This is a genomic window from Arthrobacter sp. Soil762 (assembly GCF_001428335.1).
GTDB lineage: Bacteria > Actinomycetota > Actinomycetes > Actinomycetales > Micrococcaceae > Arthrobacter.
The window spans coordinates 733,668-760,548 of record NZ_LMSG01000001.1 but is presented as its reverse complement, the minus strand read 5'-3'; the positions used below and the strand labels follow the sequence as shown (position 1 = coordinate 760,548).

The window sequence follows — 26,881 nt, the reverse complement described above, 5'->3', positions numbered from 1 at the left end:
CGAACGCACGGCTCGTTGGACGGCGGCACTGGCAAATTCCTGGGTGCGCCTATGCGGGGGCCAGAGCCCGCACGGAGTTTCGTTCCACGGTGGGACAGTGGATTTTTGTGGGGTCCGCGGCCGGTGCCTCATCAAGGCCCAGGAGCATCCGCACTCCGGCTGCGCCCAGTTCGTAGTGGGGGAGAGCTACGGTGGAAAGTGGGGGCCGGACGTGGGCGGCGATGACTTCCTGGTTATCGAATCCCACCACTGCCATATCCTCGGGGATGGAGAGCCCGTGCTCGCGTAGCCCGTCGTATAGCCCCATCGCCATTCGGTCGTTGTAGCAGTACACGGCAGTGGCTTCGCGCTTGAGGAGTTCCTCGGTCGCTCCGTACCCGCCTTCCTGGTCTGGGTAGGCTTCCAAGACCAGGCCCGCGTCGAACGGGATGCCTTCCGCTTCCAGCGCTTCCCTGTAGCCCTGGAGCCGTCCGTCCTTAGCCGGGGCCGGGATGGTGGCGTTGATGAAGGCGATCCGGCGGTGACCGTGTTTCAGCAGGATCTCCGTGGCTGAACGGCCGCCCTGTACTTCATCCGGGACCACGGCCCGGGAGCCTGGTTCCGTGGAAAAGCAGTTGACGAGGACGAAGTCCGACTCCTTGAGGGAGGCCGGGATGTCCGTGGGCCGGTGGAACCAGGTGGAGTAGAGGATTCCGCGCACCTTGTATTCGAGCATCATGGCAATGGCGTCCGTCTCCAGCTCGCGGTTGCCTTCGGTGTTGGCGATGAGAAGTGCGTAGCCGTGCTTCCAGGCTTCATCCTGGGCGCCGTGGATGATCTGGCCGGCAAAAGGGGTGGTGGCAATGGCATCGGCTACGAGCCCGATGAACCGCGAACTCCCGCTGACCAGGGTTTGCGCCATGGCATTCGGCCGATAGCCCAGGTCCCGGATGGCGTCCCGCACACGCTGGCGGGTTTCGTCGGATATCCGGGCAGTCTTTTTCTTGTTCACTACCAGGGAGACGGTGGCAGTCGAAACGCCCGCGGCCTCGGCTACCTGCCGGAGCGTGACGGGCTGAGGGCGCCCGGGACGTCCGAGGGGTGCAGCCGCACCCAGTGGTGTGACCGAACTATTCTCCTGCGAATTCATGAGCCCTCCTTGAGGAGTATATCCGGCTGTTCCTGCTGTCATCCCTTGCTCCCACCGCTTTCCAGGCCTTGGATCATGGCTTTGTTCAGCACAAGGAAGACCAGCAGCAGGGGCGTGATGGTGATGCAGACGGCGGCAAACGTGGCCGTCCAGTCCGTCTTTCCCATGGCGCCGATGTAGTTCTGCAGGCCCAGTGGAATGGTCTTCAGTTCTTCGGAAAGGACGAAGGTGTTGGCGAAGATGAAATCGTTCCAGATGAAGATGCTGTTGACCAGGACGACCGTCACGACGGTATTTACCGAAAGGGGCAGCGTGATGAGTCCGAAGATCCGGTATGGACCTGCTCCGTCAAGGGACGCGGCCTCGTACGTTTCCCGGGGGATGTATTCAAAGAATGAGGAGAAAAGGTAGATCGACATCGGAAGGGCGAAGCCGGCCAGGGGAATGATCATCGACGGGTAGGTGTCGAGCAGGTTGATGGTTGAGTAGTCGATGAAGAGCGGCACGAGGGCGATCTGGACGGGCACGATGATGCCGACCAGGAAAAGGCTGCGGACGAACTTGCTGAACCGGAACCCGAGGACCTGCAACGCATAGGCTGCCATCATTCCCAGCAGCACAATCAGGACATTGGCTCCCATGGTGACGATGAAACTGTTCAGGATGTTCAACCAGAGGTTGCCCGTCTCGAAGGCGCGGGCGTAGTTCTCCCACGTCAGGGACTTTGGCAGTGCGAAGGGGTCGCCGGTCGCGAAGTCGTGTTCGGTGCGGAGGCTGGTGATGAAAAGCCAGGCGAGAGGGTAGACCTGCACGATGACGATGAGGGCGATAAGCACCCTTGACAGGGTGCTGTGAAGGCTGGGCGGCTTGCGTCTGCGGAGCGGCGGCGGGCTGTCTGATGGGACTGCCACAGGCCTGGTGATCGGAGCTGCCGGCGCGGTCATGCGTCCGCCTTTCGTTTGAGCAGGAAGAGGATGAGCCCTACGGCCACCAGGCACTCGACAACGATGAATACGGCGATGGTGCTGGCGTATCCGAAATCGGTGCTCGAGAAGGCCGTCTTGTACATGTAGGTGGTCAGCAGCTCCGAGGACTGTCCGGGGCCGCCGTTGGTCATGAGGTAGGGGATGTCGAATCCGCGCAGGCCGTAGGTGGTTGCCATGATCGTGGTGGTGATCCAGACGGGCATGATGTGCGGGAAGCGGATCTTGGTGAACAGCTGCCACCGCGAGGCGCCGTCGAGGCGGGCCGCCTCCTCAAGTTCCTGCGGGACGGACAGCAGCGCCGCGTAGATGATGAGCATGTACAGGCCGGTGAACCGCCACCCTTCCGGAGCCGATACTGCGGTGAGCACAGTGTTGATGTCCGAGAGCCAGGGCCGTTCAAGGGCGCCGAGGCCGATCCAGTGCAGGAGCTGGTTGAGCAGGCCAACCGGTTCGATCGAGTAGATGCGCACGAAGAGGAACGCGATGGCTACGGTGGAGATCACGGCCGGCAGCAGGTAGAGGGTCTTGATGAGCTCGCGGCCGCGTCGCATTGAGGTGAGGAGGCTGGCCACGAGCAGGGCGCCGCCGAGCTGCAGCACCAGGCAGATGGCGAGATATCCGAGGGCGTTGAAGAAGGAGCGCCAGAAGATGTCGTCTGCGGTGAGCATCCGCACGTAGTTGGCGAGCCCTACGAACTCCATGTCGCTGATGCCGTTCCAGGAGAAGAAGCTGAGGAACAGCGACTGCACGATGGGGAACAGCACGGCGACGCAGTAAAGGAGCAAGGGTGGGAGCAGGAACACCAGGACAGAAAGTCGTGACCTGTTGGGGAGCATGGCTAGGCCTTTCGGGTGGGGGCCGCAGCCGCAGCCCCCACCGCTGTGATTACTTGAAGAACTTCGGGGCGTTCTGCGCGATGGTGCTGTCCATCGTGCTGGTGAACTGTTCGGGCGTGATGTTGCCCTGGACGAGGAGCACTAGCTCCTGCTGCAGCCGGCCGTTGGTTGTCGGGTCAAGCTGGGTGTCCCACGGCATGGCCTGCTTGCCCCCGAGGTCGTTGGCCTTCTCCAGGGCCTTCTTGTACAAGGGCGCGGCGTTGGCCGGCAGGGCGGTCTCCACATTGGTGGTCGGCGAGAGTGCACCGGTGGCCGCGTATTCGGCCGGGTACCTCTTCAGCGCGAACTTCAGGAAGTCGCTGACCAGCGGGTCGTAGGTCTTGGAGTTGACGGCCATTCCAATGCCCGACGGCGACACGAACTCGTTTGCCGCCGTGACGGATCCTGCAGTGGTTGGCAAGGTGAAGAAATCGATGTCCTCGCGTACGGCAGGATTGAGCTTGTCCGTTGCCAGGCTGGGCAGCTCCCAGGTGCCGATGTTGTACATCGCTGCCTGGCCGGAGGTGAACTGGTTCTGGGCGTCGGAGTAGCCCTGCGATGAGAAGCCGTCCTGGAAGCACTTGGCTTTGCCGAGCGCCGCCAGCCATTCGACGGTCTTCTGGCCTGCGGGGTCGGAGAACTTCGCTTCGCCCTTCTTGAGCTTCTGGATGAAGTCCGGCCCGGCTTCACGGAACGGCTGGTAGGCGACGTACCGCTCGAGCGGCCACTGGTCCTGGCCGTCGATGGCGATGGGGGTGATGCCGGCATCGCGCAGGGCGGTGCACATGGCGGGGATGTCATCGAGGGACTTCGGGACGGAGACCCCGGCCTTCTGGAGCAGGGCTTTGTTGTACCAGACGAACTCCAGCTCGAACTGGAACGGGATCATGTTCAGTGACCCGTCGTCGAACCGTTGGTAATCCAGCGCGCTGGGCCGGTAGTCGTCGTAAACGTCCAGGGACTTCAGCAGCTTTTCGGCGTCCACCATTTTGCCTTGTTTGGCCAGCTGCTGGGCGAAGGGCGTGGCGTCGGTGTCGAAGAGCTCGGGGAGTTTGTTGGCCGCGGCCAGCGTCTCGAGCTTTTGGATGTAGGAGGGCCGGTCGGGAGTGGTGATGAGCTTCAGTTCGAAGCCGGGGTGGTCTTTGGCGTACTCGTCCGCCAGCTTCTTCATGATGTTGATGACGGCCCCGTCGGCCGGCCGCGAAAGCAGCCACGAGATTTCACGGGCTTTGATTTCCCCGGTGGGGCTGACATTGGAAGGGTCACTGGACCCTCCGCCGCCGCAGGCTGTCAAAGCCAGGGCGGTGACGGCTGCGACAGCGGCAGCACGGAAGAGTTTTTTCATGAGGGCAATCTCCTTTGATTGGAACGGAGGATGAGGGTGGTGTGTATTTAGTTGTCGGTGCGCTGACGTATTTGAAGTTCAGTGACGGTGACGGATCCTTCGCCGGCGAAAACGCCGATCCGCCCCGCGGGCAAGTCGTAGATCCTGGTGCTGAGGGCCACCTGCCGGTCCAGGACGGCAACGCAGATGTCGCCGTCGACGATGACTTCCAGGGTGTGTTCGCCGGGGGAAAGGTGGCACGGGCGTTCCAACTCGATGTGGAACGGAATGTCGCCGGAGACATGCCATTGCGCGTCTCCGGTGCTGGTCCTTGGCCATCGGTCGAAGACGAGCCTGCCGCGCTTCGGTTCCAGGCGCAGCACGTAGGACTGGTCACCGTCTGGCCCTGAGCGCAGCAGCAGACCGCATTCCGTTGTCCCGGGGGCAATGTCCAGCACTGCCTTCGCGTAAAACTGGCTGGGCAGTTCTTCCTCCGAGACGACCGCGGTGTATCCGTCCGGGACGTTGAGCCGGGTGGGCAGTTCGTGCGCCAGAGACACCGGGACGTCCTCCCAGAAGCTGTCCACCAGTTCGTTGGCGAAGGCGAACCCGAGCGTTCCGTCCGCATTCTGGCGGGCTTCCAGGACGGACATGGTGCCTGCCCACTGCCAGGGTCCGTCGTCGCTGTTGCCTTCCTTGCTGGCGATCCAGCCGAAAAAGAAGCGGCGCCCGTCCCGCTCCGCGGTCTTTGAGGCGTAGTAGGCGCGCCCGTCGATGCTGTCCAGGTCCGGTACCGTCCACGGGCCGTCGGGGCTCCTGGCCATGCGGTACCGGGTGGTGAACGATTCGGAGAACTCCGAGTAGACCATGTACCACCAGTCACCCCACGCGAAGACATCCGGGCATTCATGCGTGATGTAGCGGCGCGGATCCCAGAACGGTTCGGTGTGCCGCCAGTTCACCAGGTCACCGGACACGCACTGCGCAATGACGCCGCGGCGGCGTTCAGGACCTGTGGAGTGCCGTGCCGCCAGCAACATCCGCCACTGGCCTGCCGCCTCATCCCGGAAGACGAACGGATCCCGCCAGTCCCCGGACTCATAGCCGTCCGGGGCGCCGAACGTGAGCTCGGGGTGCTTCACCCAGGTCTGCATGCCATCGGTGCTCGTGGCCTGCATGACCAGTTGCAGGGGAACGCCGTCCGGTCCGAGGTTCCGTGGGTTCTGTCCCGTGTAGAACAGGCGGTGGTTGCCGCTTTCATCGACGACGACGCTGCCCGTGTAAGCGTTGAAGTCCAGGTCGGTGTCGCTTCCGTGGGGGAGCGAAACACCCTGGTCCGCAAACTGCGTGAGGTCTTTGGTGGTGACCAGGTTCCACGAGGTCCCCGGCTTCGGGTCTGAGCGGACCTCGTGAAGGTAGAAGAGCCAGAACTCCCCGTCCTTCTCGAAGGGGATAAGATCGCCAACCCATCCATCGGAGGGCTGGAAGAATACTGAGCGTTTCATCGGCGCTGATGTCCATTTCTGCTAAAACGTTTGATCACTTGTAATCTAGCCCCAATCGGAATTCTGATCAAGCGTTTTAGCAAAGTTTAGTTTATTCTTTCGCTGGTCTTAATCCGGAAGGTGCGGACAGCGCGGCAGCAGCCTCGTACTTCCTATGGACCGCGGTTCCAGAAGCTTCGGACGACGCAGCACTGCCGGCCGACAGGAAGCTCCTGAGGGCCGGCAGTCTGGTTCAGGTCCTAGCTGAATTCGCGGATGGTGATTCCGGAGAAGATCGCAGGGCCGCCGTCGGCGTACAGCGAGATTCCGGTGTCGCCGTCTGCGAAGTGCACCTGCTGCGAGAGCACCGTTTGCCCGGCATTGACGAAGACTTCGACGCTCTGTTTGTCGACGAAAATGCGCAGGTGCACTGAGCGTGCGGCGGCGTCGATGGGCGCCGCCGCACGAGTGTGCGGTGTGAGCGAGAAGCCGCCCTGGTCCGAAGGGGCGCGGTCGACGTAGACCTCGTCAACGTACTTGCCGATGTTCGTGTGGCGCGTGCCGTTGGCGGAGCGCCCCACCGATACGCCGACGTTCGCGGCAGCATCCCACGAGATGTCGAGTTCGAGTTCGTAGGCGCTGCCGCTCCACGGCAGCACGGCACTGCCATTCACGGTGCGGTCGGGCAGCACGGTTGTCGAGCTGACGTAGTTTGAGAGCGCCCCGACAGGGGCGCTGAGTAGGCTGTACCAGCCTTCTGGCTGACGCTCCAGCCGCAGCTCGCGCACGATCGAGTTCTGGCCGTTGTATCCGTCGGATGCATCGGTGGGAACATCGCGCGCGGCGTACTTCCAGTTGTTCATCCAGGCGACCGCGTACCGTCGCTCGTCCGGTGCATCGACCGCCGGCCAGGTCACGGCGGCGTACCAGTCCCAGCCCCAATCGAGCCACTGCGGGTCGAGGTTGTTGGTGATAAATTGTTCGCCATCCCAGGCGCCTGTCCAGTAGGCGAAGGTCATCGGCAGGCCGATGCTGTAGGCGTCCATGCTTGCGCCGAGCACCCAGTGCCGTGTGCCGTCATTGGCGGTCATTTGGAAAAGGTCGGGGCACTCGATGCCGCCAAGCGCGTGATTCGGGTAGTCGAAGTTGCGTTTCAGCTGCCAGTCGCGCAGATTCGGTGAGGTGTAGAACGCTGCGTATCGGGCTCGGCCAATGACGCATACCCACTCGCTGCGCGCCGCATCCCAGTGGATCTTCGGGTCGCGGAACCATTCCGCGTTCTCGATCCCCGCCGGTGTCGTCGCGGTCCGGCCGTCGGTATTGACGATCACCGGATTGGGGAGTGCCGTAAAGGTGTAGCCGCCGTCGGTTGACCAGTACAGGTACTGCTCCTGGTACTTGCGGATGTTGTCGGTGGGCTGCGTCGCGAGCGCCACGATGGCCCCCGCGCCGAAGCCCGCAGTGTTTGACGTGTCGACGACTGCCGAGCCCGACCACACGGGAAAGTTTGCCTGCAGCGGCAGTGCGACTCCGTGATGGGTGAAGGTCACCCCGTCGGTGGTTGTGGCGTGGTCCCATCCGCCGGGGCCGTTGTTCTGCCCGGAGTGCAGGTAGTACAGGTGGTGGGCGCCGTTGGCATACACCGGGCGCTGCGGGTCGCAGAGCCAGCCGCACGCCGGGGTCAGGTGGTAGACGGCGCGCAGTGATCCCTGGGCCTGGGCGACCGTGATGGGCATGCCGCTGCTCATGAACAGGGCGAGTGCTCCTGCTCCTGTGCCTTGCAGGACGTGGCGCCGAGAAAAATCATGGGTCATGTTTTGCTTCCTCGCAAAGGGTGGTAGCTGCAGGCATCAACTTTGATGCCCGGTATTGCTTAAGCGTTTGATCAAGCTAAAGATAAGTGTTGGCACCGTCGTGATCAAGCGTTTTAGCGGATCCTTTTTTGAATCTCTTCTATGGGCCGGGCGGAACGGGTGAGGTCTGGGCCGTCCACACGGCCTGGAGCGGCAACCACCAGCACTACGCCGAACGCGTCTTCACCGGCGAGCAGCTGCTCGGCGGCGGGGAATTGCTCCTGCCCGGCCTTTACCCGGATCCTGCCGGGCGGCTGAAGCTCCGCGGACTCGACCCGGAAGCGAACCACCCGGGATGACGTGATCTTTCCCGGATCCAGCTTGCCCGGCAGGGTGCTGTCAAAGGTGGGTGTCGCATCCGCGCGGATCCACCCCGACCAGGTGGTTCTCTACCGCGTCACCCGGACCGGCTGACGCCTACGTCGGATGTTGGGCAGAGGTAGGTTCCCTTGACAACATTACTGACTAAACTCATAATTGAGTTTAGTCAGTAATTGGGGTGATGCAACATCACCAAGAGGAGTCGGATCCATGAGAGCGTTCGTCGTCGAAAAGTACAAAGGCCCACTGCAGGAATCGAATGTTCCTGAGCCCACAGTGGGGGAGCAGGATGTGCTGGTGCAGGTGCAGGCCGCGGGTCTCAACATGCTCGATGAAAAGATCCGGGCGGGCGAGTTCAAGCAGATCCTGCCGTACCGGCTTCCTTTGATTGCCGGAAACGATGTGGCGGGAACCGTCATCCGTGTCGGTTCGAAGGTGCGCGCGTTCAAGTCTGGCGACGAGGTTTATGCACGCCCCGGCCAGGACCGCATCGGCACGTTCGCCGAGCGAATCGCCATTGCCGAGGCCGATCTTGCGCTCAAACCGGCAACAATCAGCATGGAGGAGGCGGGCTCGCTTCCACTGGTCGCACTTACCGCCTGGCAGGCGCTCGTTGAGCGCGGCAACGTGCGGCCCGGCCAGAAGGTCCTCATCCACGCCGGCGCCGGGGGAGTCGGATCGATCGCCATCCAACTCGCCAAGCACCTCGGGGCGACCGTCGCGACCACAGCGAGTGCCTCAAACATGGATTTCGTGCGCGAGCTCGGCGCCGACATCGTCATCGACTACCGCAGCCAAGACTTCGAACAGCTCCTGAGCGGCTACGACCTGGTGCTGGACAGCCTCGGCGGCGAAAATCTCGAAAAGTCCCTTCGTGTGCTCAAGCCCGGCGGCAAGGCGATCGGCATTGCCGGGCCTCCGGACCCGGCCTTTGCCCGCGAAGCCGGCCTGAATCCGGTGCTCCGCCTGGCGATCAGCGGCCTCAGCGCAGGTATCCGCCGGCAGGCCAGGAAGCTCGGCGTCAGCTACCAGTTCCTCTTCATGCGCGCCAGCGGCGACCAGCTGCGCCAGATCACCGCACTGATCGACGACGGCGCGCTCCGCCCCGTCGTCGGCCGAGTTTTCCCCTTCGGCCAGACCGTCGAGGCCCTCGAGGGCCTGGAAAAGGGCGGCATCCGGGGCAAGGCAGTCGTCAGCAACCCCTGAGCCTTCCAGGGCACCCGCCCCATCTTCATCAGACAACTACCAACCAACTTCACAGAGGACCGCCGTGAACACCCGCAAACCCTTAAACGAACCCGTTGTTACGTCCTATGCCGAAGCGCCGTCCCGCCGAATCAGCGCCGGCGGCGTCACCTACGCCTACCGGGAGCTTGGCCCCAAGGGCGGCATCCCCGTCATCTTCTTCGTCCATCTCGCCGCGACCCTGGATAACTGGGATCCACGCATCATCGACCCCATCGCAAAAAACCGCCACGTCATCACTTTCAACAACCAGGGTGTCGGCGCCTCGACCGGCCGGGTGCCCGACAGCATCGAGGCGATGGCCGACGACGCCTACACTTTCATCACGGCGCTCGGATTTGAGAAGATCGACATTTTCTCCTTCTCCCTCGGCGGTATGGTGGCCCAGGCCCTGGTGCTCAAGCACCCGGATCTCGTCCGCAAGCTGGTCCTCACCGGCACCGGCCCCAAGGGCGGCAAGGACATGGACAAGGTCGCCGGGACCACCTACTACGACATGCTTCGCGCGGCCCTGACCCGATCCGACCCGAAGGAGTTCCTGTTCTTCAACCGCGACACCGCCGGCAAGCAAGCCGGTAAGGCATTCGTGAGGCGACTCGAGGAGCGTACCGCGGACCGCGACTCCCCTATCAAGGTCAAGGCATTCCAGACCCAGCTGAAAGCCATCAAGAAGTGGGGTCGCGGGACGCCGGCAAACCTGTCGAAGATCACCCAGCCCACCCTGATCGCCAACGGGGACAACGACCGGATGGTGCCCTCGGTCCTCTCCGAGGACCTGCACCGCCGCATCAACGGCTCCGAACTGATCATCTACCCCGGCTCCGGCCACGGCGGTATCTTTCAGTTCCACGACAAGTTCGCCCCCGTCGCGGCACAGTTCCTCTCCCGCTGACGGAAATGAACACCACCCCCGACGGCGGGCAGCTGAGCCTGAAAAAACATCTCTCCTCCTCGATCCTGCTGTGGATACGCACCGACCAACCCCGCCAAACCGGGATGGACTATTGGAAGGGCCCGCATTCCGGGATCATCTCTGCCACACCCGGCCTGGAAGAGTACCGGCAGCTCCATCTCGCCGAGACGAATCCGGGCTTCTGGCCGGCGGCCGTCGGCATCGAAACCGACATCCCCGTCGATCGAAAGACCGACGGCGTCGCGGAAGTCACCTTCCAGTCCGCGTTGTCGCCGCTAATTGGCCGCAGGCAGACGCGGTTGGCGTTCAAGGACGAGATCAACGTGTTCCGCCGCACCCTGCTCTACGCCGGCCCGCCGAGCTCGTCCCGATGGTACGACGTCGCTGGCCCGGACGAGAAGGTCGGTGCCCGCGCGCTTGTCTACCTCCGCAGGCGCTGACCGAACTCCGCACGCAGTCCTTTATGCCCTGGTACGAGAAGCTATGGGACACCCCGGACGTCGCGCACGACAACCCGAAAGACCAGCACTTTCACGCCTCATTGATCCTCGGCTTCGCAGACCAGTCAGCCCGGGCGGCATTCTTCGAGAGTCCAGAGGTTAAGAGCCTGTCCGACCCCCTGGCGTCCTTCGCCTCCGCGGTCCACGCCTACGACGTCTCTGCGGCCTTGACTTACGTCAAAGACGGTCGCATCCTTCCGCACTACGAGGAGTAGACAGGATCCGCAAAAAGTGTCGACGATACCCGCCCTCGTTTAATCGGGGATTGGTGGCGCCGTGGTCATGAGATCGTGTCATGACCACGGCGCCACCGGTGTATTAGGCGTTCTTGGCGGTCAGCTGTGGGTATACGGCCTCGATGGGGGCGCTGAGTCCGGCCTTGAGCTGTAAGGACGTGTCGTCGGCGAGAACCTCGTACTCACCGGCTTCCACAGCATCCAATACGGTGCGCACGAGATCGGCCGGGTCTGTCTTGGGCTCGCTGGTGTGTGCTGCCATCGCGGTGTCGACATAGCCGACGTGCACTCCGACGACGTGCACGCCTGCGGGGGCGAGCTCCAGGCGCAGTGAGTTGGTGGCCGACCAGAGGGCGGCCTTGGTGGCGCTGTAGATGCCGGCGACGGCGTACCAGCTCAGGGCGGAGTGGATGTTGATGATCACAGACTCTTCCCTCGCTGACAGGATCGGAGCGAATGCCCGGGTGAGGAACAGCGGGCCGAGGAAGTTCGTCTCGACGTTGGTCCGGATTTCTTCAATGGTGTGGGTGAGGATGCCACTGCTGGCCACAGAGGCTCCGGCGTTGTTGATCAACACCGTGACGTCCCCCGCGGCCTCGACCGCTGCCTGGATGGAGTCGGGATCGGTGACATCGAGGGTGAGCGGGACGATCCGCTCGTCCTCCCAGGTGCGGGGGGTGCGGGCGGTGGCGTAGACCTTGCTGGCGCCGCGGGCGAGGGCGTCGTGAACGAACTCCGTTCCAATACCTCCGTTCGCACCGGTTACGAGAACGATGGATCCTTTAAGTGAAGGCATTTTTATGGACTTTCTTCTGGTGAGGCTATCCGTACCGGTTGGTGTGGGTCATGAACATCACCGCTGCGCCGGCCCGAAGTGCCTGGGCCGTGAGAGAATGAGCGAAGGCACTTCTGAGCCGCCAACAGTAGCGACTATGCTCATAACTGAGTGTGGTCAGATTCTATTCCCGAAGGAACATTCAATGTCAGTCGCCCCTCAGTCCGTCGGACGGCGCGAGCGGAACAAGCAGGACAAGCTCGACCGCATCACGGCCGCCGCGCGGGAGCTCTTCTCCGAGCATGGTGTCGATGACGTCACCACCCAGCAGATCGCCGACAAGGCTGACATCGGTACGGGGACTCTATTCCTGTACGCCAAAACCAAAGCCGAGTTGCTCCTGCTCGTGCAGAACTCCAGCTACGCCGACGCGCTCGTGGAGGGAAAAACGGCCGCCGAGGCCATCCCTGATGTGTTCGAGGCAGTAATGGCGATCGTTCGCCCGGTCGTGGAGTGCAACCGCAAGCAGATCGACAACGGCCGAACCTACCTTCGAGAGATCGTGTTCGGCGACCCCGAGGAGCCCCACCACCGCGATGCCCTCGCCCTGACCGTTCAGACCGAGGAAGCGATTGCCGACGTGTTGCGGCGTGACCCGCGCATCGAGCCCAGGGATGCTGCAACGCTCGCGCACATGGTCTCCGCGGTCATGTTCGTCAGCATGGCGGCCACGATCAACATCTCCAGCTCCGTTGACGAAATCCTCGCCGAGATCTCAGAGCACGTCGCCGTTCTTTTGCCGAGGCGATAGGAATTACTCATCGAGGCCATACAGGGCCCCGCCGTGCAGAAACTTGGTCCGCCAACCGAAAAGCTGCCACTGCATTTGGGTTCCGTTCCATATTTTGGGGGAGCCTGGCTGGATAGCATGATGTGACCGGACAGAGCCGTCCGGCCAGCTCTACGCAGAAGGATGCCCATGGCAGCGGTTACGGTGGACGATATCCTCTCGGATCTCCCCCTGGGTTTCGCCAGCCTCATCCTCAGGCCTGCCCCGGCCGGCTCTGCGATCGACCGGTTCCTGATAGTGGATGCGGATGATGAAACGCCCGACGGCGGCGCGGCCTTTGTCCTGCTGATCGGCGTCCGTGGCCGCTCGGCTTTGCCCGCGCTGCGGCGGCTCCTGAAGAAACCTCCGGCGGTGGTGGCCGTCAAGGGTAGGCGTGAAGAGCTCGCCGAAGCTGAAGAGCTGCTGCGTGACGCCGGCACGGGGCTGCTCCTGGTGGATCCGGGGGCTGACTGGGACCGGTTGCTGTCCATCGCCAAGGACCGCATCCAGCCGCGCAGCTACCAGAGCGAAGTGCTGACGCTGCTGGAAGAGGACCTGTTTGCCATCGCCCAGACCACCGCAAGGCTCACATCCAGCCACGTGCTCATCGAGGATGCCGCCAATAAAGTGCTTGCATACTCCACCGTTTCGAACGACATCGACGAGCTGCGCAAGGCCTCCATCCTCGCCCGGCGTGGTCCGCGTAAATACGAGCTGCTGCTGAAGGACCTGGGCGCCTACCGTGAACTGCACAGGACCCGGCTGCCGGTGCGGGTACCGGCCCGGCCCCAGGACGGGCTGCGGGAGCGGGTGGCCATCACACTGTTCGCCGGCGACCGGATCATGGGCTACATCTGGCTGCAGGAAACCGGGGACGGCTTCGGCCCGGACGTTGATTATGTGCTGAAAGGATCTGCTGCACGGGCCTCGGCCGAGCTGATCCGGCACCGGAACCAGCAGTCCGTGCACATGCGCGAGGACCGCATTGTGCGGATCCTGTCAGGTTCGGCGGAAGCCGCGGCCAGTGCCCACAGCGAGAAGATCTCCGCCGAGCGCCCGGCCGCACTGATCCTGATAGGAATGCCCGTTTCCGAAGCCCAAGCGGACGACGCAGCACTGAAGCACGGCGAACTCGCCAATCTGGCGTCCATCCACGCGGCCGCCTACAAGCCGTCCGCCGTCGTGGGCCAGTTCAAGGGCGACACTGCCGTCATTGTCCCCGGCCTGCAGTCAACCTCGGCAGAGCCCGGGCTGCGGAGCCTGGCCGAGTCCATTGTCCGGGATGCCGGCAAGCACCTCGGCATCAGCCCGTTCGCAGCCGTCGGTCCGGTAGTCCCGGACCTGCTGTCCCTGCACTCAACCACCCGTATCACCGAGGCCCTGTTGAGGTGTGTGGGCACGTCTCCGGACCGGGGCGTTGCCACGGTGGACGACTTCGAGGGAGAGATCCTCTTCCGCGAGGCGGTCCAGAATTTCACGTCCTCCACGTTCCGCCACCGCGGTCTTTCCGCCCTGCTGCGGCAGGACACCGAACTCGCGGAAACCCTGCACGCGTACTTCGAAGCATCGCTCGATGTCGCCGAGTGCGCCAGCCGGATGGGGCTTCACAAGAACACCGTCTATTACCGGATCAGCAAGGCATCCCGGGCGACTGGGCTGGACTTCGGCAACCCGCGGGACTCGCTGGTGGCCTTGCTCCACATCCAGGAATGGGCCAGCACTCCTAAAGAACAACAGGGCAGGAAATGACCACAGCACTCAAGGCACCGCCGCTGGACCGGATACTGGATGACATCGTCCGCAACCACCGGCCACAGCGGGAAACCGGGTCTGTCCCGGCCAACATCCCCTTCCTGGCAGCGGTACCCTTCAACAGGTTCGGGATCGCCGTCGCCACCACTTCCGGTGAGGTGTTCAGTTCCGGCGATGCCGAGGTCCCGTTTTCCATCCAGAGCATCTCCAAGGTGTTCACGCTGGCAATGGCGCTTCGAGGCGACAGCTCAGGAACACTGTGGTCCCGGGTGCTGCGCGAACCGTCCGGCACCCCGTTCAACTCCCTGGTCCAGCTGGAAGTGGAGCACGGCATACCGCGGAACCCTTTCATCAACGCCGGCGCCCTGGTGGTCACCGATCACCTGATGGAAGAAACGTCCGACGCCGCCACACAGGTGTTGCGGTTCCTCACCACCCAGGCGGGCACCACAGGGCCCTTCATCGATGAGGCCGCGGCCGCCAGCGAGCTTTCCGGCAGCAGCCGCAACCTGGCGTTGGCGCACTTCCTGAAGGGCTTCGGCAACCTGAGGCAGCCCGCGGAATCAGTGGTGGAAAACTACGTCCGCCAATGTTCCATCATGATGTCCTGCGTGGAACTGGCCAAGGCGGGACTCTTCCTCGCCCGCGACGGCCAGGGAGCGCTCGGAACCGTAGTGTCCCGCAGCGACGCGAAACGCATCGGCTCCATCATGCTGACCTGCGGGATGTACGACGCCGCGGGCGAGTTCGCCTACCGTGTGGGCCTTCCCGGGAAAAGCGGGGTGGGCGGCGGAATCCTGGTGATCGTTCCAGGTGTTGGTGCCATTTGCGTCTGGAGCCCGCGGCTGGACGCCAAAGGGAACTCCCTTGCCGGAACCGCGGCTCTCGCCGACCTTTCCGACCGCACCGGCTGGTCTGTTTTCTAACCTGCTTCTAACCCGCAGGCTGCATACCCCCTCAACTTCTTTCCCAATCCAGCAGGATCTTCTCCGTATCGAAAGGATCAACCATGCCCATCAACCCCAATGACGAGGTTGTACTGAACCAGGCCGACGGCGGCCATGCGCACGCCAGCGAGGCGGCCCTGCACGCGGAGGACAAGGGGTATCACAAGAACCTCAAACCGCGGCAGATCCAGATGATCGCGATCGGCGGGGCGATCGGCACCGGCCTGTTCCTCGGCGCCGGCGGCCGCCTGAACGCCGCCGGCCCGTCGCTGGTCATCGCGTACGCCGTCTGCGGCTTCTTCGCATTCCTCATCCTCCGCGCCCTGGGCGAACTGGTCCTGCACCGCCCCTCGTCGGGCTCGTTCGTTTCCTACGCCCGCGAATTCTTCGGCGAGAAAGCCGCGTTCGTTTCCGGCTGGTTCTACTGGATCAACTGGGCCACCACCACCATCGTGGACATCACCGCATCCCCTGGATGGCGGCCGTCCCGCAGTGGGCCTGGGCCCTGATTGCCCTTGTGGTGGTCCTCGCCCTGAACCTCGTTTCCGTCAAGGTCTTCGGCGAGATGGAATTCTGGTTCGCCCTGATCAAGGTCGCCGCGTTGGTGGTCTTCCTCGTGGTCGGCACCTACTTTGTCATCTTCGGCACCCCGGTGGACGGCCAGCCGGTGGGCCTGAGCCTCCTCTCGGACAACGGCGGCGTCTTCCCCAACGGCCTGCTCCCCATGATCATCCTGATGCAGGGCGTCCTGTTCGCCTACGCCTCCATCGAACTCGTGGGCACCGCCGCCGGCGAAACCGAGAACCCGGAAAAGATCATGCCCAAGGCCATCAACTCCGTGGTCTTCCGCATCGCCGTGTTCTACGTCGGCTCCGTCATCCTGCTCGCCCTCCTGCTGCCCTACACCTCCTACGAAAAGGGCGTCAGCCCGTTCGTGACGTTCTTCGGTTCCATCGGCATCCAAGGCGTGGACGTCATCATGAACCTCGTCGTCCTCACCGCCGCCCTCTCCTCGCTCAATGCGGGCCTATATTCCACCGGACGCATCCTCCGCTCCATGTCCGTGAACGGCTCCGCCCCGAAGTTCCCTGATGCCCTCGTCCGAACTGAGGCGGGANAACCTCGTCGTCCTCACCGCCGCCCTCTCCTCGCTCAATGCGGGCCTATATTCCACCGGACGCATCCTCCGCTCCATGTCCGTGAACGGCTCCGCCCCGAAGTTCGCCGGCCGCATGAACAAGGCCGGCGTCCCCTACGGCGGCATCGCCATCACCGCCGCAGTCTCCCTCCTCGGCGTCCCCCTGAACTACCTGGTGCCGGCGCAGGCCTTCGAAATCGTCCTCAACGTCGCCTCCGTCGGCATCATCATGACCTGGGCCACCATCGTCCTCTGCCAGATCCAGCTCCAACGCTGGGCAGACAAGGGCTGGCTCGAACGTCCGTCCTTCCGGATGTTCGGCGCCCCGTACACCGGCTACCTCTCGCTGCTCTTCCTCGCAGGGGTCCTGGTCATGGTCTTCATCGACTCACCGCTCACCATGCTCGTCACCGCCATCGCCTGCGTGCTGATGGTGTTCGGCTGGTACGCCTGCCGGGCCCGGATCCGTGAAATCGCCGAAACCCGCGAAGGCTTCACCGGCACCGCCCCCGTCATCGCCAACCCACCCGCGAAGAGCTTCAGATAAACCCCGCACCATCCACTACGAACGCCAAACCAGTCCAAACAGCCAAAGAAAGCCCATGACTACGGAAACCGAAGCAACCCTGACCGCATCCCACACCCTGCCCGCCGCCGTCGGGAATTCCCAGTACGGCTCCCGGCAGTCAAACCATGCGGAGGTGCCCCAGGCCGGTACCGGCCAGGCACTGAAATCAGCCGGGCACGTGATTGTTGATTCGCTGGTGGCCCATGGGGTGGAGCGCACCTACGTGGTCCCCGGCGAAAGCTTCCTGGACGTCCTGGACGGCCTGCACAACTCGGACATTGAAACCATCGTCTGCCGGCACGAGGGCGGGGCCGCCTACATGGCCGAGGCCGACGGCAAGATGCACCAGCGCCCGGGCATAGCGATGGTGACCCGGGGGCCCGGCGCAGCCAACGCGCACGTGGGGCTGCACACTGCATGGCAGGACTCCACCCCCATGCTGCTGTTCGTCGGCCTGATCCCCTTCGCGCACCGGGACCGCGAGGCGTTCCAGGAATTCGACATCAAGGCCTGGTTCGATACGGGCGCGAAGCGCGTCATGGTCCTTGACCACCCGGAGCGGGCAGCCGAGATCGTGGCCGAGGCGATGTTTGCGGCCATGAGCGGGCGGCCGGGCCCTGTGGTGGTGGGCCTGCCTGAGGACATCATCCGGCAGCAGATTGACCCGGCGCTGCACCCGGCCATTCCGGTGGCAGCCGGCGGGATGAGCAGCACCGATGCCGCCGCCCTGCAGGCTGCGCTGGCAGAATCCAGCAAGCCGCTCTTTGTCACCGGCGGCAACGACTGGACGCAGGCAGCAGCGGACCAGCTGACGGGATGGCTGGAACGGCACCATATCCCGGCCGCAGCGGAATGGCGGACGCAGGGAACGGTTTCGTTCGATTCCCCCTCCTATGTGGGCCCGATTGGCTACGGCCGCCCCCGCCCCACCTACGACCTGCTGGAGGAAACGGACCTGCTGGTGTTTGTGGGGACAGTGCCGGGCGACGTGATCACGGACGGCTTCGTCTGCCGGCAGGACTGGAACAAAAAGAACTTCCTGGTCACGGTGGACCCCTCACTCCGTGGCCGGTCGGGGCCTGTGTCGCGGCAGATTCTGGCCAAGCCCGAGGCCTTTGTCCACGACCTTGTGGGCCTTGACCTGCCGGTGAAGGAAGAGTGGAAGGCGTGGACGGACCGGATGCGGGGCGAACAGGAAAGGTTCGCCGCGCTACCCCCGGCGGCGCCGGCAGCGGGGCAGGCGAGGATGGACACTTTGATGGCGAACCTGGTGCCCAGGCTGCCCGAGGATTCAATGGTGACGTTCGGCGCGGGCGAGCACACCAACTGGGCCCACCGCTATTTCCCCACCCGCCGCTACGCCTCCATGATCAGTGCCCGTAACGGCTCAATGGGCTACTCGGTTCCCTCGGCCATCGCGGCATCCTTGGCCGACCCCCGGCGCCGCGTGGTCACCATTGCCGGCGACGGGGAGTTCCTCATGAACGGCCAGGAGCTGGCCACCGCCGCCCAGTACGGGGCCACGCCGCTGGTGATAGTCATGGACAACCAGGAATACGGCACCATCCGCACCCACCAGGAGCGGCACTATCCCTCACGCGTCTCCGGGACCCAGCTGAAGAATCCGGACTTCGGCCTGATGGCCCGGGCCTTCGGCGGTTTCGGGATCACTGTCACCGAGGACTGTGACGTTCCGGCGGCACTGGACGCCGCCCTGGCGGCCATCGACGAGGACGGCGTCTTTGCCCTCATCCATCTCATCGTGGAACAGCGCGTTAAGGCTTACTGAGCCGGGTGCTGACGGGACGCGGACGACGGCGGGACGAACCGCCGTCGTCCGCTGCTCTTTGGTGCGGGTCCCGTCCGCCGCATTGGAGACTGCTTTGCAAGGTGAACCTGAGTCAAGGTTGCACAGGTCCACCTTGGGCGGCGCCGGAAGCAATGCGCCGTGCGGCGAAGCCCGTCAGGACCGCTACGGTGGCCGCCATGAGCAGCCCCGCCAGCAGGTAGACGCCGAACAGGGCCGGCGCAGGGGTGGTTTCGTCAATGAAAGGCGATGGGGCAAGTGTCCACAGGATTCCCGCAGCCCAGGCGCCCGCGTTGACGGGAATCCAGAAGGCGCTCCGCACCCCTTGGCGCCGCAGGACCAACCATTGGAGTGTCGGGATGGAGAGCAGAAGCACACAGCCGAGCACGGCCGTCAGGACAATCATCCAGGGCGAGCCAAAGTCGATCCCGCCCAGGCTGCTGGGGAGCATCCCAATGGACCAGGCTGCGGCCGCTCCCGCCGCGGTGGCGAGGATCCAGGGTGTCCGGGGTATCGCGGGCCCTAACCCGATGGACTGGCCGAATCCCAGCAAAACGCCTTCACACGCCCCGGCCAGAACCATGGCCGGATAGACCACGCCAGCCGGCGCGGCAAGGAGGCTCAGGATGCCGCCCACCATCGCGGGAATCGCAAACCCCGCGGCTTCCGCCAGCATCACCGACACAACCCAGCGGCGGAGGAACCGGTCCCTGGCCACGGTCAGCCCTTGCCGTCTGCCGCGGCGTCCAACGGGAAACCTAGTACCAGGATGATGTCCATGAGGGAACCCTACGCCCTCCCCGGCACCGGATAGTCGCCGCTAATGGGGCAGGCCCGCCGCGTAAGCTACCGTCATTCCATGAACCGGATCCGCTGGGCCGAAGGGGCATGGGCGCTGCTTGTGTTGCTGGCGGCGGTCATGATGGCCTGCGGGCTGGCCGACGCGTTCACTTTCCTCGTTGAGCCGCCCACGTATCCGGTGGGGCACCGGCTGGTGCTGCTCGGAGCCCTCGGGTTTGCGGCGGCCGCCGTGTGGGCATGGCTGAGGCCAGTGCCCCGATGGGTAACGGTCCTCACGGCACTGCCCGCGAATACGCTCTCGGAGAACCGGCCCACTTTCTCCCACCGGTGCCCGGCTATATCCCAGCCGCCGGACGTAAACTGACCTTCGCACCACCCCTTGCTAGACCTTCCAGGGGGACAGAACCTTTGGAGCGCGGATGCTCTGGAAACTGCTTGTTGAATACCTGCGGCCGCACCGGCAGCTGCTGATCGCCGTCGTGATTTTCCAGCTGGCGCAGTCGATCGCGTCGCTGTACCTGCCCACACTCAACGCGGACATCATCGACGAGGGCGTGGCCAAGGGCGACACCGACGTCATCCTCAGCCTGGGCGCCCTGATGCTGGGAATCACGCTGCTGCAGATCGTGTGCGCCGTGATTGCCGTGTACTTCGGGGCGAAGGCGGCCATGGGCGTGGGCCGGGACCTGCGCGGTGCCATCTTCACCCGGGTGGGGGAGTTCTCCGAGCAGGAAGTCACGAAGTTCGGCGCGCCCAGCCTGATCACGCGGTCCACCAACGACGTCCAGCAGGTCCAGCAGCTGGTGCTGATGGCGGCCACCATGATGGTGGCCGCGCCCATGCTCGCCATCGGCGGGGTGATCATGGCCGTGCGGCAGGACGTGCAGCTGTCCTGGCTGATCGCCGTCGCCGTGCCCGTGCTCATGATCGGCGTGGGGCTGATCATCACCCGGATGGTGCCGCTGTTCCGGAAGATGCAGAAGCGGATCGACACTGTGAACCGGGTGCTCCGCGAGCAGCTCACCGGCATCCGGGTGGTCCGCGCGTTCGTCCGCGAGGACATCGAGACCGCCCGCTTCGCCCAGGCCAACGAGGACGTCACGGACACCGCGTTGCGTGCCGGCCGGCTGATGGCGCTCGCGTTCCCCGTGGTGATGCTGGTGCTGAACGTCTCGTCCGTGGCCGTGATCTGGTTCGGCTCGTTCCGGATCGAGGACGGCTCCATGCAGGTGGGCACCCTCATCGCGTTCCTGAGCTACCTGATGCAGATCCTGATGTCCGTCATGATGGCCACGTTCATGGCGGTGATGATCCCGCGCGCCGCCGTCTCCGCGGACCGGATCGGCGAGGTGCTGAACACCGAGTCGAGCGTCCGGCCGCCGCTGCATCCCGTGAGCAGCGCGGTCTCGTCGGACGGCCACCGCCGGGGTCAGCTGGAAATGCGCGACGTCGGATTCGCCTACCCGGGTGCCGACCAGCCCGTCCTCTCCGGTCTCAGCTTCACCGCCAGGGCCGGGCAGACGACGGCGATCATCGGCAGCACCGGTGCCGGCAAGACCACGCTGGTGAACCTCATGCCGCGGCTGTTCGACGCCACCACCGGCTCGGTCCGGATGGACGGCGTGGACGTCCGCGAGCTGCACCCGGACCTGCTCTGGGGGCACATCGGCCTGGTGCCGCAGCGGCCCTACCTGTTCACCGGCACCGTCCGCAGCAACCTGCAGTACGGCAAGCCGGACGCCACCGAGGACGAGCTCTGGTCTGCACTCGAGATTGCCCAGGCGCGCGATTTCGTGGAGGAGATGGAGGGCGGGCTGGATGCGCCCATCTCCCAGGGCGGCACCAACGTCTCGGGCGGGCAGCGGCAGCGGCTGGCCATCGCCCGGGCGCTGGTGAAACGGCCCGAGCTGTACATCTTCGACGACTCGTTCTCCTCGCTCGACACCGGCACCGACGCCCGGCTGCGCCAGGCCCTCAAGCGCAGCACCGCCGGCGCCACGCTGGTGATCATCGCCCAGCGCGTCTCCAGCATCGTGGACGCGGACCAGATCTTAGTGCTCGACGACGGCAGGATCGTGGGGCGCGGAACTCACCGCGGGCTGCTGGAGACATCCGAGACGTACCGGGAGATTGTCTCCTCCCAGCTGGCAGCGGAGGAGACGGTATGAGCACGCAGAACCGGCCGACGTCGGGCGCTCCCCACAGTGCTTCCACCAACAGCGCCGCCCCCGGCGGAACCGCAGCAGCCTCGAAAACCGGGACTGCCGACGTCGTACGTATTCCCCGTCCGGCGGGCGGACCGGGACGCGGCGGGCCGTTCGCGGGGATGAACGTCCCGGCGGAGAAGGCGATGAACTTCGGGCCGTCGGCCAAGCGGCTGCTGGGGACACTGCGGCCGGAGCGGGCGTGGCTGCTGCTGGTGCTGGTCATGGGCGTGGCCAGCGTGACGCTCTCGGTGATCGGGCCGCGGTTGCTGGGGGAGGGCACCAACCTGATTTTTGCCGGCGTGGTGTCTAAGCAGCTGCCCGCCGGGGTGAGCAAGGCGGAGCTGATCGCGCAGTTGCGCGCCGCGGGGGAGAACCAGAAGGCGGACATGCTCACGCCGATGGCGCTGACGCCGGGGCAGCGGATCGACTTCGCGGCGCTGTCCAACGTGCTGATGTGGGCGCTGGTGCTGTACGTGCTGGCGTCGGCGTTTATGTGGGTGCAGGCGTATGTGCTGAACGGGGTGGTGCAGCGGACGGTGTTCGGGCTGCGCGAGGAGATCGAGGCGAAGATCCACCGGCTGCCGCTGCGGTATTTCGATTCGATCCAGCGCGGCGAGCTGCTGAGCCGGGTGACCAACGATGTGGACAACATCTCGCAGAGCCTGCAGCAGTCCATCAGCCAGGCGGTTACGTCGGTGCTGACCGTGGTGGGTGTGCTGGTGATGATGTTCATCCTTTCGCCCACGCTGGCGCTGATCGCGCTGGTGACCATCCCTTTGACCCTGGGGATCACCGCGCTGATTGCCAAGCGCTCGCAGAAGCTGTTTGTGGCGCAGTGGAAGCACACGGGGGAGCTGAACGGCCAGATCGAGGAGACGTACACCGGGCATGCGCTGGTGAAGGTGTTCGGCCGGCAGCGCGAGGTGGAGGAGCGGTTCCGGCAGAAGAACGTGGAGCTGTACGACGCGAGTTTCGGGGCGCAGTTCATTTCCGGGCTGATCATGCCGGCCATGACGTTCATCGGGAACCTGGTGTACGTGGGGATCGCGGTGGTGGGCGGCCTGCAGTGCAGCTGGGCGACGTGCAGGCGTTCATCCAGTACTCGCGGCAGTTCACCATGCCGCTGGCGCAGCTGGGGTCCATGGCCAACCTGCTGCAGTCCGGGGTGGCGTCCGCGGAGCGCGTATTCTCGTTGCTGGACGAGCCGGAGGAGTCTGCTGAGCCTCCTGGTTCTGGTCCTGATTTTGGGCGGGGCCGGCTGGTGTTTGAGGACGTCTCGTTCTCTTACTCGCCGGACAAGCCGCTGATCTCTTCCCTTAGCCTGGTGGCAGAGCCGGGGCAGACCGTGGCGATTGTGGGGCCGACCGGCGCCGGCAAGACCACCCTGGTGAACCTGATGATGCGGTTCTACGAGCTGGATGCCGGGCGGATAACGCTCGACGGCGTGGACGTCACCTCAGTCTCCCGGCGCGAGCTGCGCTCGCGGCTGGGCATGGTGCTGCAGGATACGTGGCTGTTCGGCGGGACTATCCGGGACAACATTGCGTACGGCCGGCCTACCGCTACGGAGGACGAAATCCTGGAGGCGGCGCGGGCGACGTATGTTGACCGGTTCGTGCACTCGCTGCCGGAGGGGTACGACACGGTTTTGGAGGATGAGGGTGGGAACGTGTCCGCGGGGGAGAAGCAGCTGCTGACGATCGCGCGGGCGTTCCTGGCCCGGCCTTCTGTTTTGATTTTGGATGAGGCGACTTCTTCCGTAGACACCCGGACCGAGGTGCTGGTGCAGAAGGCGATGAGCGCGCTGCGGTCCGATCGGACGAGCTTCGTAATTGCCCACCGACTGTCCACGATCCGCGACGCCGACCTCATCCTGGTGATGGAGGCCGGGCAGATCGTGGAGCAGGGGACGCACGCTTCACTGCTGGCTGCCGGCGGTGCTTACGCGCGGCTGTATGAGGCGCAGTTCGCGGCTCCTGTGGCGGAGGTTTAAGGACGCCGGGCTGCCAGATACTTCGAATAGAAAATTTATGAGGCCGGTGTCACGAACGCCGGCGCAGGAACCGCGGGGATGATGTAACGAAACGCGATCTTGGGCTTACCCGTGGGACTGCTTTCTCTCGTGAGAACCTCATCCACAAAAACGGCGGCCCAATAGTTGTTTTGGTTGCGTAGGATCGCCGCGTCCCCGACTTGAATCGTGCGGATGCGGGAGGACCCGTCGTATGCAGATGCGTCGTTTACCTCTCCCGGGCTCTTGACCCCCGGAGCCAGGGCAACTGTCAAAATATCTGACGGGTCGGTGTACACATAAATGGCACCGTGTCCTGCGGTGGAAAACGCGATGGTAAATGATCGTTCCCCGGTCCCGATCACGAAGCGTCCGTCGTTGTTGCTGTAGTCGAACGAGACTTTCCCTTCGAAAGCGGGCGCTACGTAGCGGCTAGGGTCGTGCCGCAACGCGACGGGCACTTCGTCCTCGGCGAGCAGTCGAAATGGGTTCTTCCCGAGTGGAGGCTTTGGCGTCGGCTGGAGACCATGGAGTTCTTGGAGTAGCGCGTAGTATCCGTCCTCGTGCAGTTCATCGTCACGCAAATCGACGTACTTGGCCGCACCGAGGAAACGCGGGAGTTCCCCTTCCGGGTTGTCCCGAATCACGGGGACCACTCGGTGTCCATGAAGATCCTTCATGAGACTGGGTGTAATCATCTTTCGTTCGTAACCAACTCCACCTTCCGCGGCGTCGGCCTTCCTCACGTAGGCCGACGTCACCACAGCGAGGATGCGGTATTCGCTGTCGGCTGCTCTTTCCATGAAGAGGCTCAGGTCGCTCCCAAGGCGGGTGTCCCAGCGGTCAAGGATCACGTTGACTCCGTCACTTCGGAGGCGAGTGGCCAAGGCGAGCACCCAATCCGAGTGAGCGGCACTGTCCCAAGAGTAAGAGACGAAGACCCAAGGTGCTTGCGTCTGATCGGTATTCGTCACGGAAACTTCCTCATATGGCCCATCCTTACAGGTTCCACTGGACCGAGACGCATTGCCCCTTGGTTTTGCTCGTTTAATGGCAAGCCGTCGATGTGTGAAAGGTCTGGCCTTACCGTCCCGCGGGCCAGGAGCCGACTCCCAAATACTTCAACCCGGACAGCTCTGCTACCAAAATCCCGGAGGCGGTCTCCTCACCGGACGAAGCCCAACCGAGCCAACTACGTTGTCAAACGTCCCCGTGGGGACCGCGGTGGTGGGCGGCCTGCATGCAGCTGGGCGACGTGCAGGCGTTCATCCAGTACTCGCGGCAGTTCACCATGCCGCTGGCGCAGCTGGGGTCCATGGCCAACCTGCTGCAGTCCGGGCTGGCGTCCGCGGAGCGGGTGTTCTCGTTGTTGGACGAGGAGGAGGAATCTGTTGAGCCTGCAGCTTCTGGTCCGGTGTTTGGGCGGGGGCGGCTGGTGTTTGAATCTGTTTCGTTCTCTTATTCGCCGGATAAGCCGCTGATTTCCTCGCTTTCCCTCGTGGCGGAGCCGGGGCAGACGGTCGCAATTGTGGGCCCGACCGGGGCCGGCAAAAACCACGCTGGTGAACCTGATGATGCGGTTCTACGAGCTGGATGCGGGGCGGATAACGCTCGACGGCGTGGACGTCACCTCAGTCTCCAGCCGCGATCTGCGGCGCTTACGCGCGGCTGTACGAGGCGCAGTTCGCGGCTCCAGTGGCGGAGGTTTAGGTACACCGCCTCATTGGTGACAACACCTTTATGTGCTGACGACCATTCGCCCATCATTCGTCGCAACTGCGAGGAGTTCCCCGCTGTCGTCCGAAGCTTCGGATAGCGACACGGAATCACCCTGAGTGGTTTCACGGCTAGCCAGTGTGCCCGTGCCAAACTGGTTAGATGCCCGCCGCCATAATCCTTCCTGCAAACGCAGCCTCGGCCATGAGCCATGCCCTTGGGCGCCAACAACTAGTTATCATCTGCGGTACAGGCGTGACTGCGTCCGCCACCGGTGGCGTGAAGACATCTAGCTGGAAAGGCCTTATCGAGGATGGCATCCGACGGGCCGAGGCAGAAGGTCTACGGAACGCGGATTGGGTTGCTCGGGCGATGGGCGACGTCGACAGCAACATACTGACCGACATGATCGTCGCGGCGGAAAAGGTCACTGCCGCCCTCCAAGAACAACCCGGACTATTTGAAAAGTGGTTAGAGGAAAGCGTCGGTTCCTTGAAATGCAAGGATCCCGCCTTGCCCAACGAGTTGGCGCGGCTCGCCCGCGACGGCGCATTGCTTGTCACTACAAACTATGACGACATCCTTGCTGACGCTGGGGCCCTCAAAATCGTTACCGAGTCCGACGGAGGAGCGGAGCTCAGAAAAGCTGCGAAAAGACTTTCAGCGGCCATCGTTCATTTGCACGGACACTGGAAATTTCCTAACTCGGTTGTCTTTGGAACCAGTTCGTATACGCGGATTGCTTCGAGTGAATCCGCTAAAGCTTTCATGACAACCCTCCTCTACGCAGAAACTATTGTCTTCGTGGGCGTAGGAGAAGGCCTGTGCGATCCCAACTTTGAAGGACTACGCAAGTGGTGTGCAGCAATTTTGGGTAATACAGGCGATCCGCATTACCGCCTAGCTAGGGAAGGCGAACTGGCGGCCATAGCCGCTCAGCACGAAGCTGGTGAGAACATCAAGGTAGTTTCCTACGGGGCGGACTACAAGGATTTGCAGCCGTTCCTGGCATCTGTCTCGCCATCAGTCCCGACGCGATCAGCGGGTGTCGCAGGAGGCCAGGCTCTGCAGTCACGTGCGGCACCTACACCCACACCTCTATCCTTCGCGACACGTGCCAAAGAGACCGAGGACAGGGTGCGGCTGCGGGCTCATATCGAGGCTCTTGCGCCCGTGCTTACTTCGTTGAACGCTGCGTCGTCAGACGATCAAGAACGATTTTCAGATGCCGCTGTCTTTGAGGACGTATTGCGTCAACCACTGGAAGAAATCACCCGCGCTGATCCGAGTGAGCTCGCTGGCACGGATTTGTCCAGTGCAGTGGCCTTTGCTCAGCGACTTCGCAACCTCGTCAGCTTGGTAGACATCGGGACCTGACTTTCCTGGTAAAACTGCAAACCTTTGCTGTCGTTCTTACCAGCATGCTTGTCGCTGGCCAGTATCAGGCTAGGATTTGCATGTGCC

The 26,881-nt window shown here is 63.7% G+C and carries 20 protein-coding genes and 5 pseudogenes; 16 read left to right on the top strand and 9 right to left on the bottom strand.

What is annotated here, in order from left to right:
* Window positions 1–49: 49 nt before the first annotated feature.
* The 6 genes from ASG77_RS03530 to ASG77_RS03505 form a co-directional block, all read right to left on the bottom strand.
* Window positions 50–1,129 carry a LacI family DNA-binding transcriptional regulator gene (locus tag ASG77_RS03530; protein WP_082575807.1) on the bottom strand — a complete coding sequence of 360 codons (1,080 nt, stop codon included), beginning with the start codon at window positions 1,127–1,129 and terminating at the stop codon, window positions 50–52.
* Window positions 1,130–1,167: 38 nt separating this feature from the next.
* On the bottom strand, window positions 1,168–2,073 hold the full coding sequence (locus ASG77_RS03525) for a carbohydrate ABC transporter permease (protein WP_056341103.1): 906 nt from the start codon (window positions 2,071–2,073) through the stop codon (window positions 1,168–1,170).
* Window positions 2,070–2,951 (bottom strand): carbohydrate ABC transporter permease, encoded by an 882-nt coding sequence (locus tag ASG77_RS03520; protein ID WP_056341101.1) that lies wholly within the window; start codon window positions 2,949–2,951, stop codon window positions 2,070–2,072. Before ASG77_RS03520 ends, ASG77_RS03525 begins: the two co-directional genes overlap by 4 nt.
* Window positions 2,952–3,000: 49 nt before the next feature.
* Window positions 3,001–4,335, bottom strand: coding sequence for an ABC transporter substrate-binding protein (locus tag ASG77_RS03515; RefSeq protein ID WP_056341099.1), 1,335 nt, complete (start codon window positions 4,333–4,335; stop codon window positions 3,001–3,003).
* A 47-nt stretch (window positions 4,336–4,382) separates the two neighbouring features.
* On the bottom strand, window positions 4,383–5,819 hold the full coding sequence (locus tag ASG77_RS03510; protein ID WP_056341097.1) for a GH32 C-terminal domain-containing protein: 1,437 nt from the start codon (window positions 5,817–5,819) through the stop codon (window positions 4,383–4,385).
* A 239-nt stretch (window positions 5,820–6,058) separates the two neighbouring features.
* Window positions 6,059–7,612, bottom strand: coding sequence for a glycoside hydrolase family 32 protein (locus tag ASG77_RS03505; RefSeq protein WP_056341095.1), 1,554 nt, complete (start codon window positions 7,610–7,612; stop codon window positions 6,059–6,061).
* 158 nt (window positions 7,613–7,770) lie between these two features.
* On the opposite strand from ASG77_RS03505, the pseudogene ASG77_RS22975 reads away from it, so the two are divergent.
* The 5 genes and pseudogenes from ASG77_RS22975 to ASG77_RS22160 form a co-directional block, all read left to right on the top strand.
* Window positions 7,771–7,881, top strand: a pseudogene (locus tag ASG77_RS22975) (glycoside hydrolase family 36 N-terminal domain-containing protein); the annotation flags it as partial.
* Window positions 7,882–8,182: 301 nt separating this feature from the next.
* Window positions 8,183–9,178 (top strand): NADP-dependent oxidoreductase, encoded by a 996-nt coding sequence (locus tag ASG77_RS03495; protein WP_056341091.1) that lies wholly within the window; start codon window positions 8,183–8,185, stop codon window positions 9,176–9,178.
* Window positions 9,179–9,242: 64 nt separating this feature from the next.
* A complete protein-coding gene (locus ASG77_RS03490; protein ID WP_056341089.1) occupies window positions 9,243–10,109 on the top strand; it encodes an alpha/beta fold hydrolase in 867 nt (288 codons plus the stop codon).
* A gap of 5 nt (window positions 10,110–10,114) precedes the next feature.
* The gene (locus ASG77_RS22165; protein WP_200950620.1) at window positions 10,115–10,570 is read left to right on the top strand and encodes a hypothetical protein; all 456 of its coding nucleotides are present in this window, start codon (window positions 10,115–10,117) and stop codon (window positions 10,568–10,570) included.
* A gap of 23 nt (window positions 10,571–10,593) precedes the next feature.
* Entirely contained in the window at window positions 10,594–10,845 is a 252-nt protein-coding gene (locus tag ASG77_RS22160; RefSeq protein ID WP_200950618.1) for a hypothetical protein, read from the top strand.
* A 103-nt stretch (window positions 10,846–10,948) separates the two neighbouring features.
* Here ASG77_RS22160 and ASG77_RS03480 read toward each other — a convergent pair whose 3' ends face one another.
* Window positions 10,949–11,662, bottom strand: a complete 714-nt coding sequence (locus ASG77_RS03480; RefSeq protein WP_056341088.1) for an SDR family oxidoreductase — start codon at window positions 11,660–11,662, stop codon at window positions 10,949–10,951.
* 184 nt (window positions 11,663–11,846) lie between these two features.
* Here ASG77_RS03480 and ASG77_RS03475 point away from each other — a divergent pair, with 184 nt between their 5' ends.
* The 6 genes and pseudogenes from ASG77_RS03475 to ASG77_RS03455 all read left to right on the top strand — a co-directional run bounded on the left by ASG77_RS03475 (window position 11,847) and on the right by ASG77_RS03455 (window position 18,664).
* The gene (locus ASG77_RS03475; protein WP_056341086.1) at window positions 11,847–12,452 is read left to right on the top strand and encodes a TetR/AcrR family transcriptional regulator; all 606 of its coding nucleotides are present in this window, start codon (window positions 11,847–11,849) and stop codon (window positions 12,450–12,452) included.
* 168 nt (window positions 12,453–12,620) lie between these two features.
* A complete protein-coding gene (locus ASG77_RS03470; protein ID WP_056341084.1) occupies window positions 12,621–14,219 on the top strand; it encodes a PucR family transcriptional regulator in 1,599 nt (532 codons plus the stop codon).
* Window positions 14,216–15,148: a glutaminase gene (locus tag ASG77_RS03465; protein WP_056341081.1), complete on the top strand. Its 933-nt coding sequence runs from the start codon at window positions 14,216–14,218 to the stop codon at window positions 15,146–15,148. Before ASG77_RS03470 ends, ASG77_RS03465 begins: the two co-directional genes overlap by 4 nt.
* Window positions 15,149–15,231: 83 nt before the next feature.
* Window positions 15,232–16,286: pseudogene (locus ASG77_RS03460) on the top strand (amino acid permease); the annotation flags it as partial.
* A 1-nt stretch (window position 16,287) separates the two neighbouring features.
* Window positions 16,288–16,854 (top strand): annotated as a pseudogene (locus tag ASG77_RS21055) (amino acid permease); the annotation flags it as partial.
* 55 nt (window positions 16,855–16,909) lie between these two features.
* Window positions 16,910–18,664 (top strand): thiamine pyrophosphate-dependent enzyme, encoded by a 1,755-nt coding sequence (locus tag ASG77_RS03455; protein ID WP_056341080.1) that lies wholly within the window; start codon window positions 16,910–16,912, stop codon window positions 18,662–18,664.
* Window positions 18,665–18,776: 112 nt separating this feature from the next.
* Here ASG77_RS03455 and ASG77_RS03450 read toward each other — a convergent pair whose 3' ends face one another.
* Window positions 18,777–19,400, bottom strand: a complete 624-nt coding sequence (locus ASG77_RS03450; RefSeq protein ID WP_056341077.1) for a hypothetical protein — start codon at window positions 19,398–19,400, stop codon at window positions 18,777–18,779.
* A gap of 141 nt (window positions 19,401–19,541) precedes the next feature.
* Between ASG77_RS03450 and ASG77_RS03445 the strand changes: the two genes are divergently transcribed.
* From ASG77_RS03445 to ASG77_RS03435, 3 genes and pseudogenes are all read left to right on the top strand, one after another.
* Window positions 19,542–19,847: a hypothetical protein gene (locus tag ASG77_RS03445; protein ID WP_156380162.1), complete on the top strand. Its 306-nt coding sequence runs from the start codon at window positions 19,542–19,544 to the stop codon at window positions 19,845–19,847.
* A 55-nt stretch (window positions 19,848–19,902) separates the two neighbouring features.
* Window positions 19,903–21,651, top strand: coding sequence for an ABC transporter ATP-binding protein (locus tag ASG77_RS03440; RefSeq protein WP_056341073.1), 1,749 nt, complete (start codon window positions 19,903–19,905; stop codon window positions 21,649–21,651).
* Window positions 21,648–23,683: pseudogene (locus ASG77_RS03435) on the top strand (ABC transporter ATP-binding protein). Before ASG77_RS03440 ends, ASG77_RS03435 begins: the two are co-directional and overlap by 4 nt.
* Before the next feature lie 35 nt (window positions 23,684–23,718).
* On the opposite strand, the gene ASG77_RS03430 reads toward ASG77_RS03435, so the two are convergent.
* Entirely contained in the window at window positions 23,719–24,675 is a 957-nt protein-coding gene (locus ASG77_RS03430; protein ID WP_056341071.1) for a toll/interleukin-1 receptor domain-containing protein, read from the bottom strand.
* A 257-nt stretch (window positions 24,676–24,932) separates the two neighbouring features.
* Between ASG77_RS03430 and ASG77_RS22395 the strand changes: the two are divergent.
* Window positions 24,933–25,356: pseudogene (locus tag ASG77_RS22395) on the top strand (ATP-binding cassette domain-containing protein); the annotation flags it as partial.
* Between the two features lie 223 nt (window positions 25,357–25,579).
* A complete protein-coding gene (locus ASG77_RS03420) occupies window positions 25,580–26,794 on the top strand; it encodes an SIR2 family NAD-dependent protein deacylase (RefSeq protein WP_082575804.1) in 1,215 nt (404 codons plus the stop codon).
* Window positions 26,795–26,881 lie beyond the last annotated feature (87 nt).

Bases quoted from the DNA above. Each gene is read 5' to 3' on its own strand.
- ASG77_RS03505 (WP_056341095.1), bottom strand. From the start codon at position 7,612: ATGACCCATGATTTTTCTCGGCGCCACGTCCTGCAAGGCACAGGAGCA.
- ASG77_RS03495 (WP_056341091.1), top strand. From the start codon at position 8,183: ATGAGAGCGTTCGTCGTCGAAAAGTACAAAGGCCCACTGCAGGAATCG.
- ASG77_RS03530 (WP_082575807.1), bottom strand. From the start codon at position 1,129: ATGAATTCGCAGGAGAATAGTTCGGTCACACCACTGGGTGCGGCTGCA.
- ASG77_RS03445 (WP_156380162.1), top strand. From the start codon at position 19,542: ATGAACCGGATCCGCTGGGCCGAAGGGGCATGGGCGCTGCTTGTGTTG.
- ASG77_RS22165 (WP_200950620.1), top strand. From the start codon at position 10,115: ATGAACACCACCCCCGACGGCGGGCAGCTGAGCCTGAAAAAACATCTC.
- ASG77_RS03420 (WP_082575804.1), top strand. From the start codon at position 25,580: ATGCCCGCCGCCATAATCCTTCCTGCAAACGCAGCCTCGGCCATGAGC.
- ASG77_RS03475 (WP_056341086.1), top strand. From the start codon at position 11,847: ATGTCAGTCGCCCCTCAGTCCGTCGGACGGCGCGAGCGGAACAAGCAG.
- ASG77_RS03525 (WP_056341103.1), bottom strand. From the start codon at position 2,073: ATGACCGCGCCGGCAGCTCCGATCACCAGGCCTGTGGCAGTCCCATCA.
- ASG77_RS03515 (WP_056341099.1), bottom strand. From the start codon at position 4,335: ATGAAAAAACTCTTCCGTGCTGCCGCTGTCGCAGCCGTCACCGCCCTG.
- ASG77_RS03440 (WP_056341073.1), top strand. From the start codon at position 19,903: ATGCTCTGGAAACTGCTTGTTGAATACCTGCGGCCGCACCGGCAGCTG.
- ASG77_RS03470 (WP_056341084.1), top strand. From the start codon at position 12,621: ATGGCAGCGGTTACGGTGGACGATATCCTCTCGGATCTCCCCCTGGGT.
- ASG77_RS03455 (WP_056341080.1), top strand. From the start codon at position 16,910: ATGACTACGGAAACCGAAGCAACCCTGACCGCATCCCACACCCTGCCC.
- ASG77_RS03480 (WP_056341088.1), bottom strand. From the start codon at position 11,662: ATGCCTTCACTTAAAGGATCCATCGTTCTCGTAACCGGTGCGAACGGA.
- ASG77_RS03465 (WP_056341081.1), top strand. From the start codon at position 14,216: ATGACCACAGCACTCAAGGCACCGCCGCTGGACCGGATACTGGATGAC.
- ASG77_RS03520 (WP_056341101.1), bottom strand. From the start codon at position 2,951: ATGCTCCCCAACAGGTCACGACTTTCTGTCCTGGTGTTCCTGCTCCCA.
- ASG77_RS22160 (WP_200950618.1), top strand. From the start codon at position 10,594: ATGCCCTGGTACGAGAAGCTATGGGACACCCCGGACGTCGCGCACGAC.
- ASG77_RS03510 (WP_056341097.1), bottom strand. From the start codon at position 5,819: ATGAAACGCTCAGTATTCTTCCAGCCCTCCGATGGATGGGTTGGCGAT.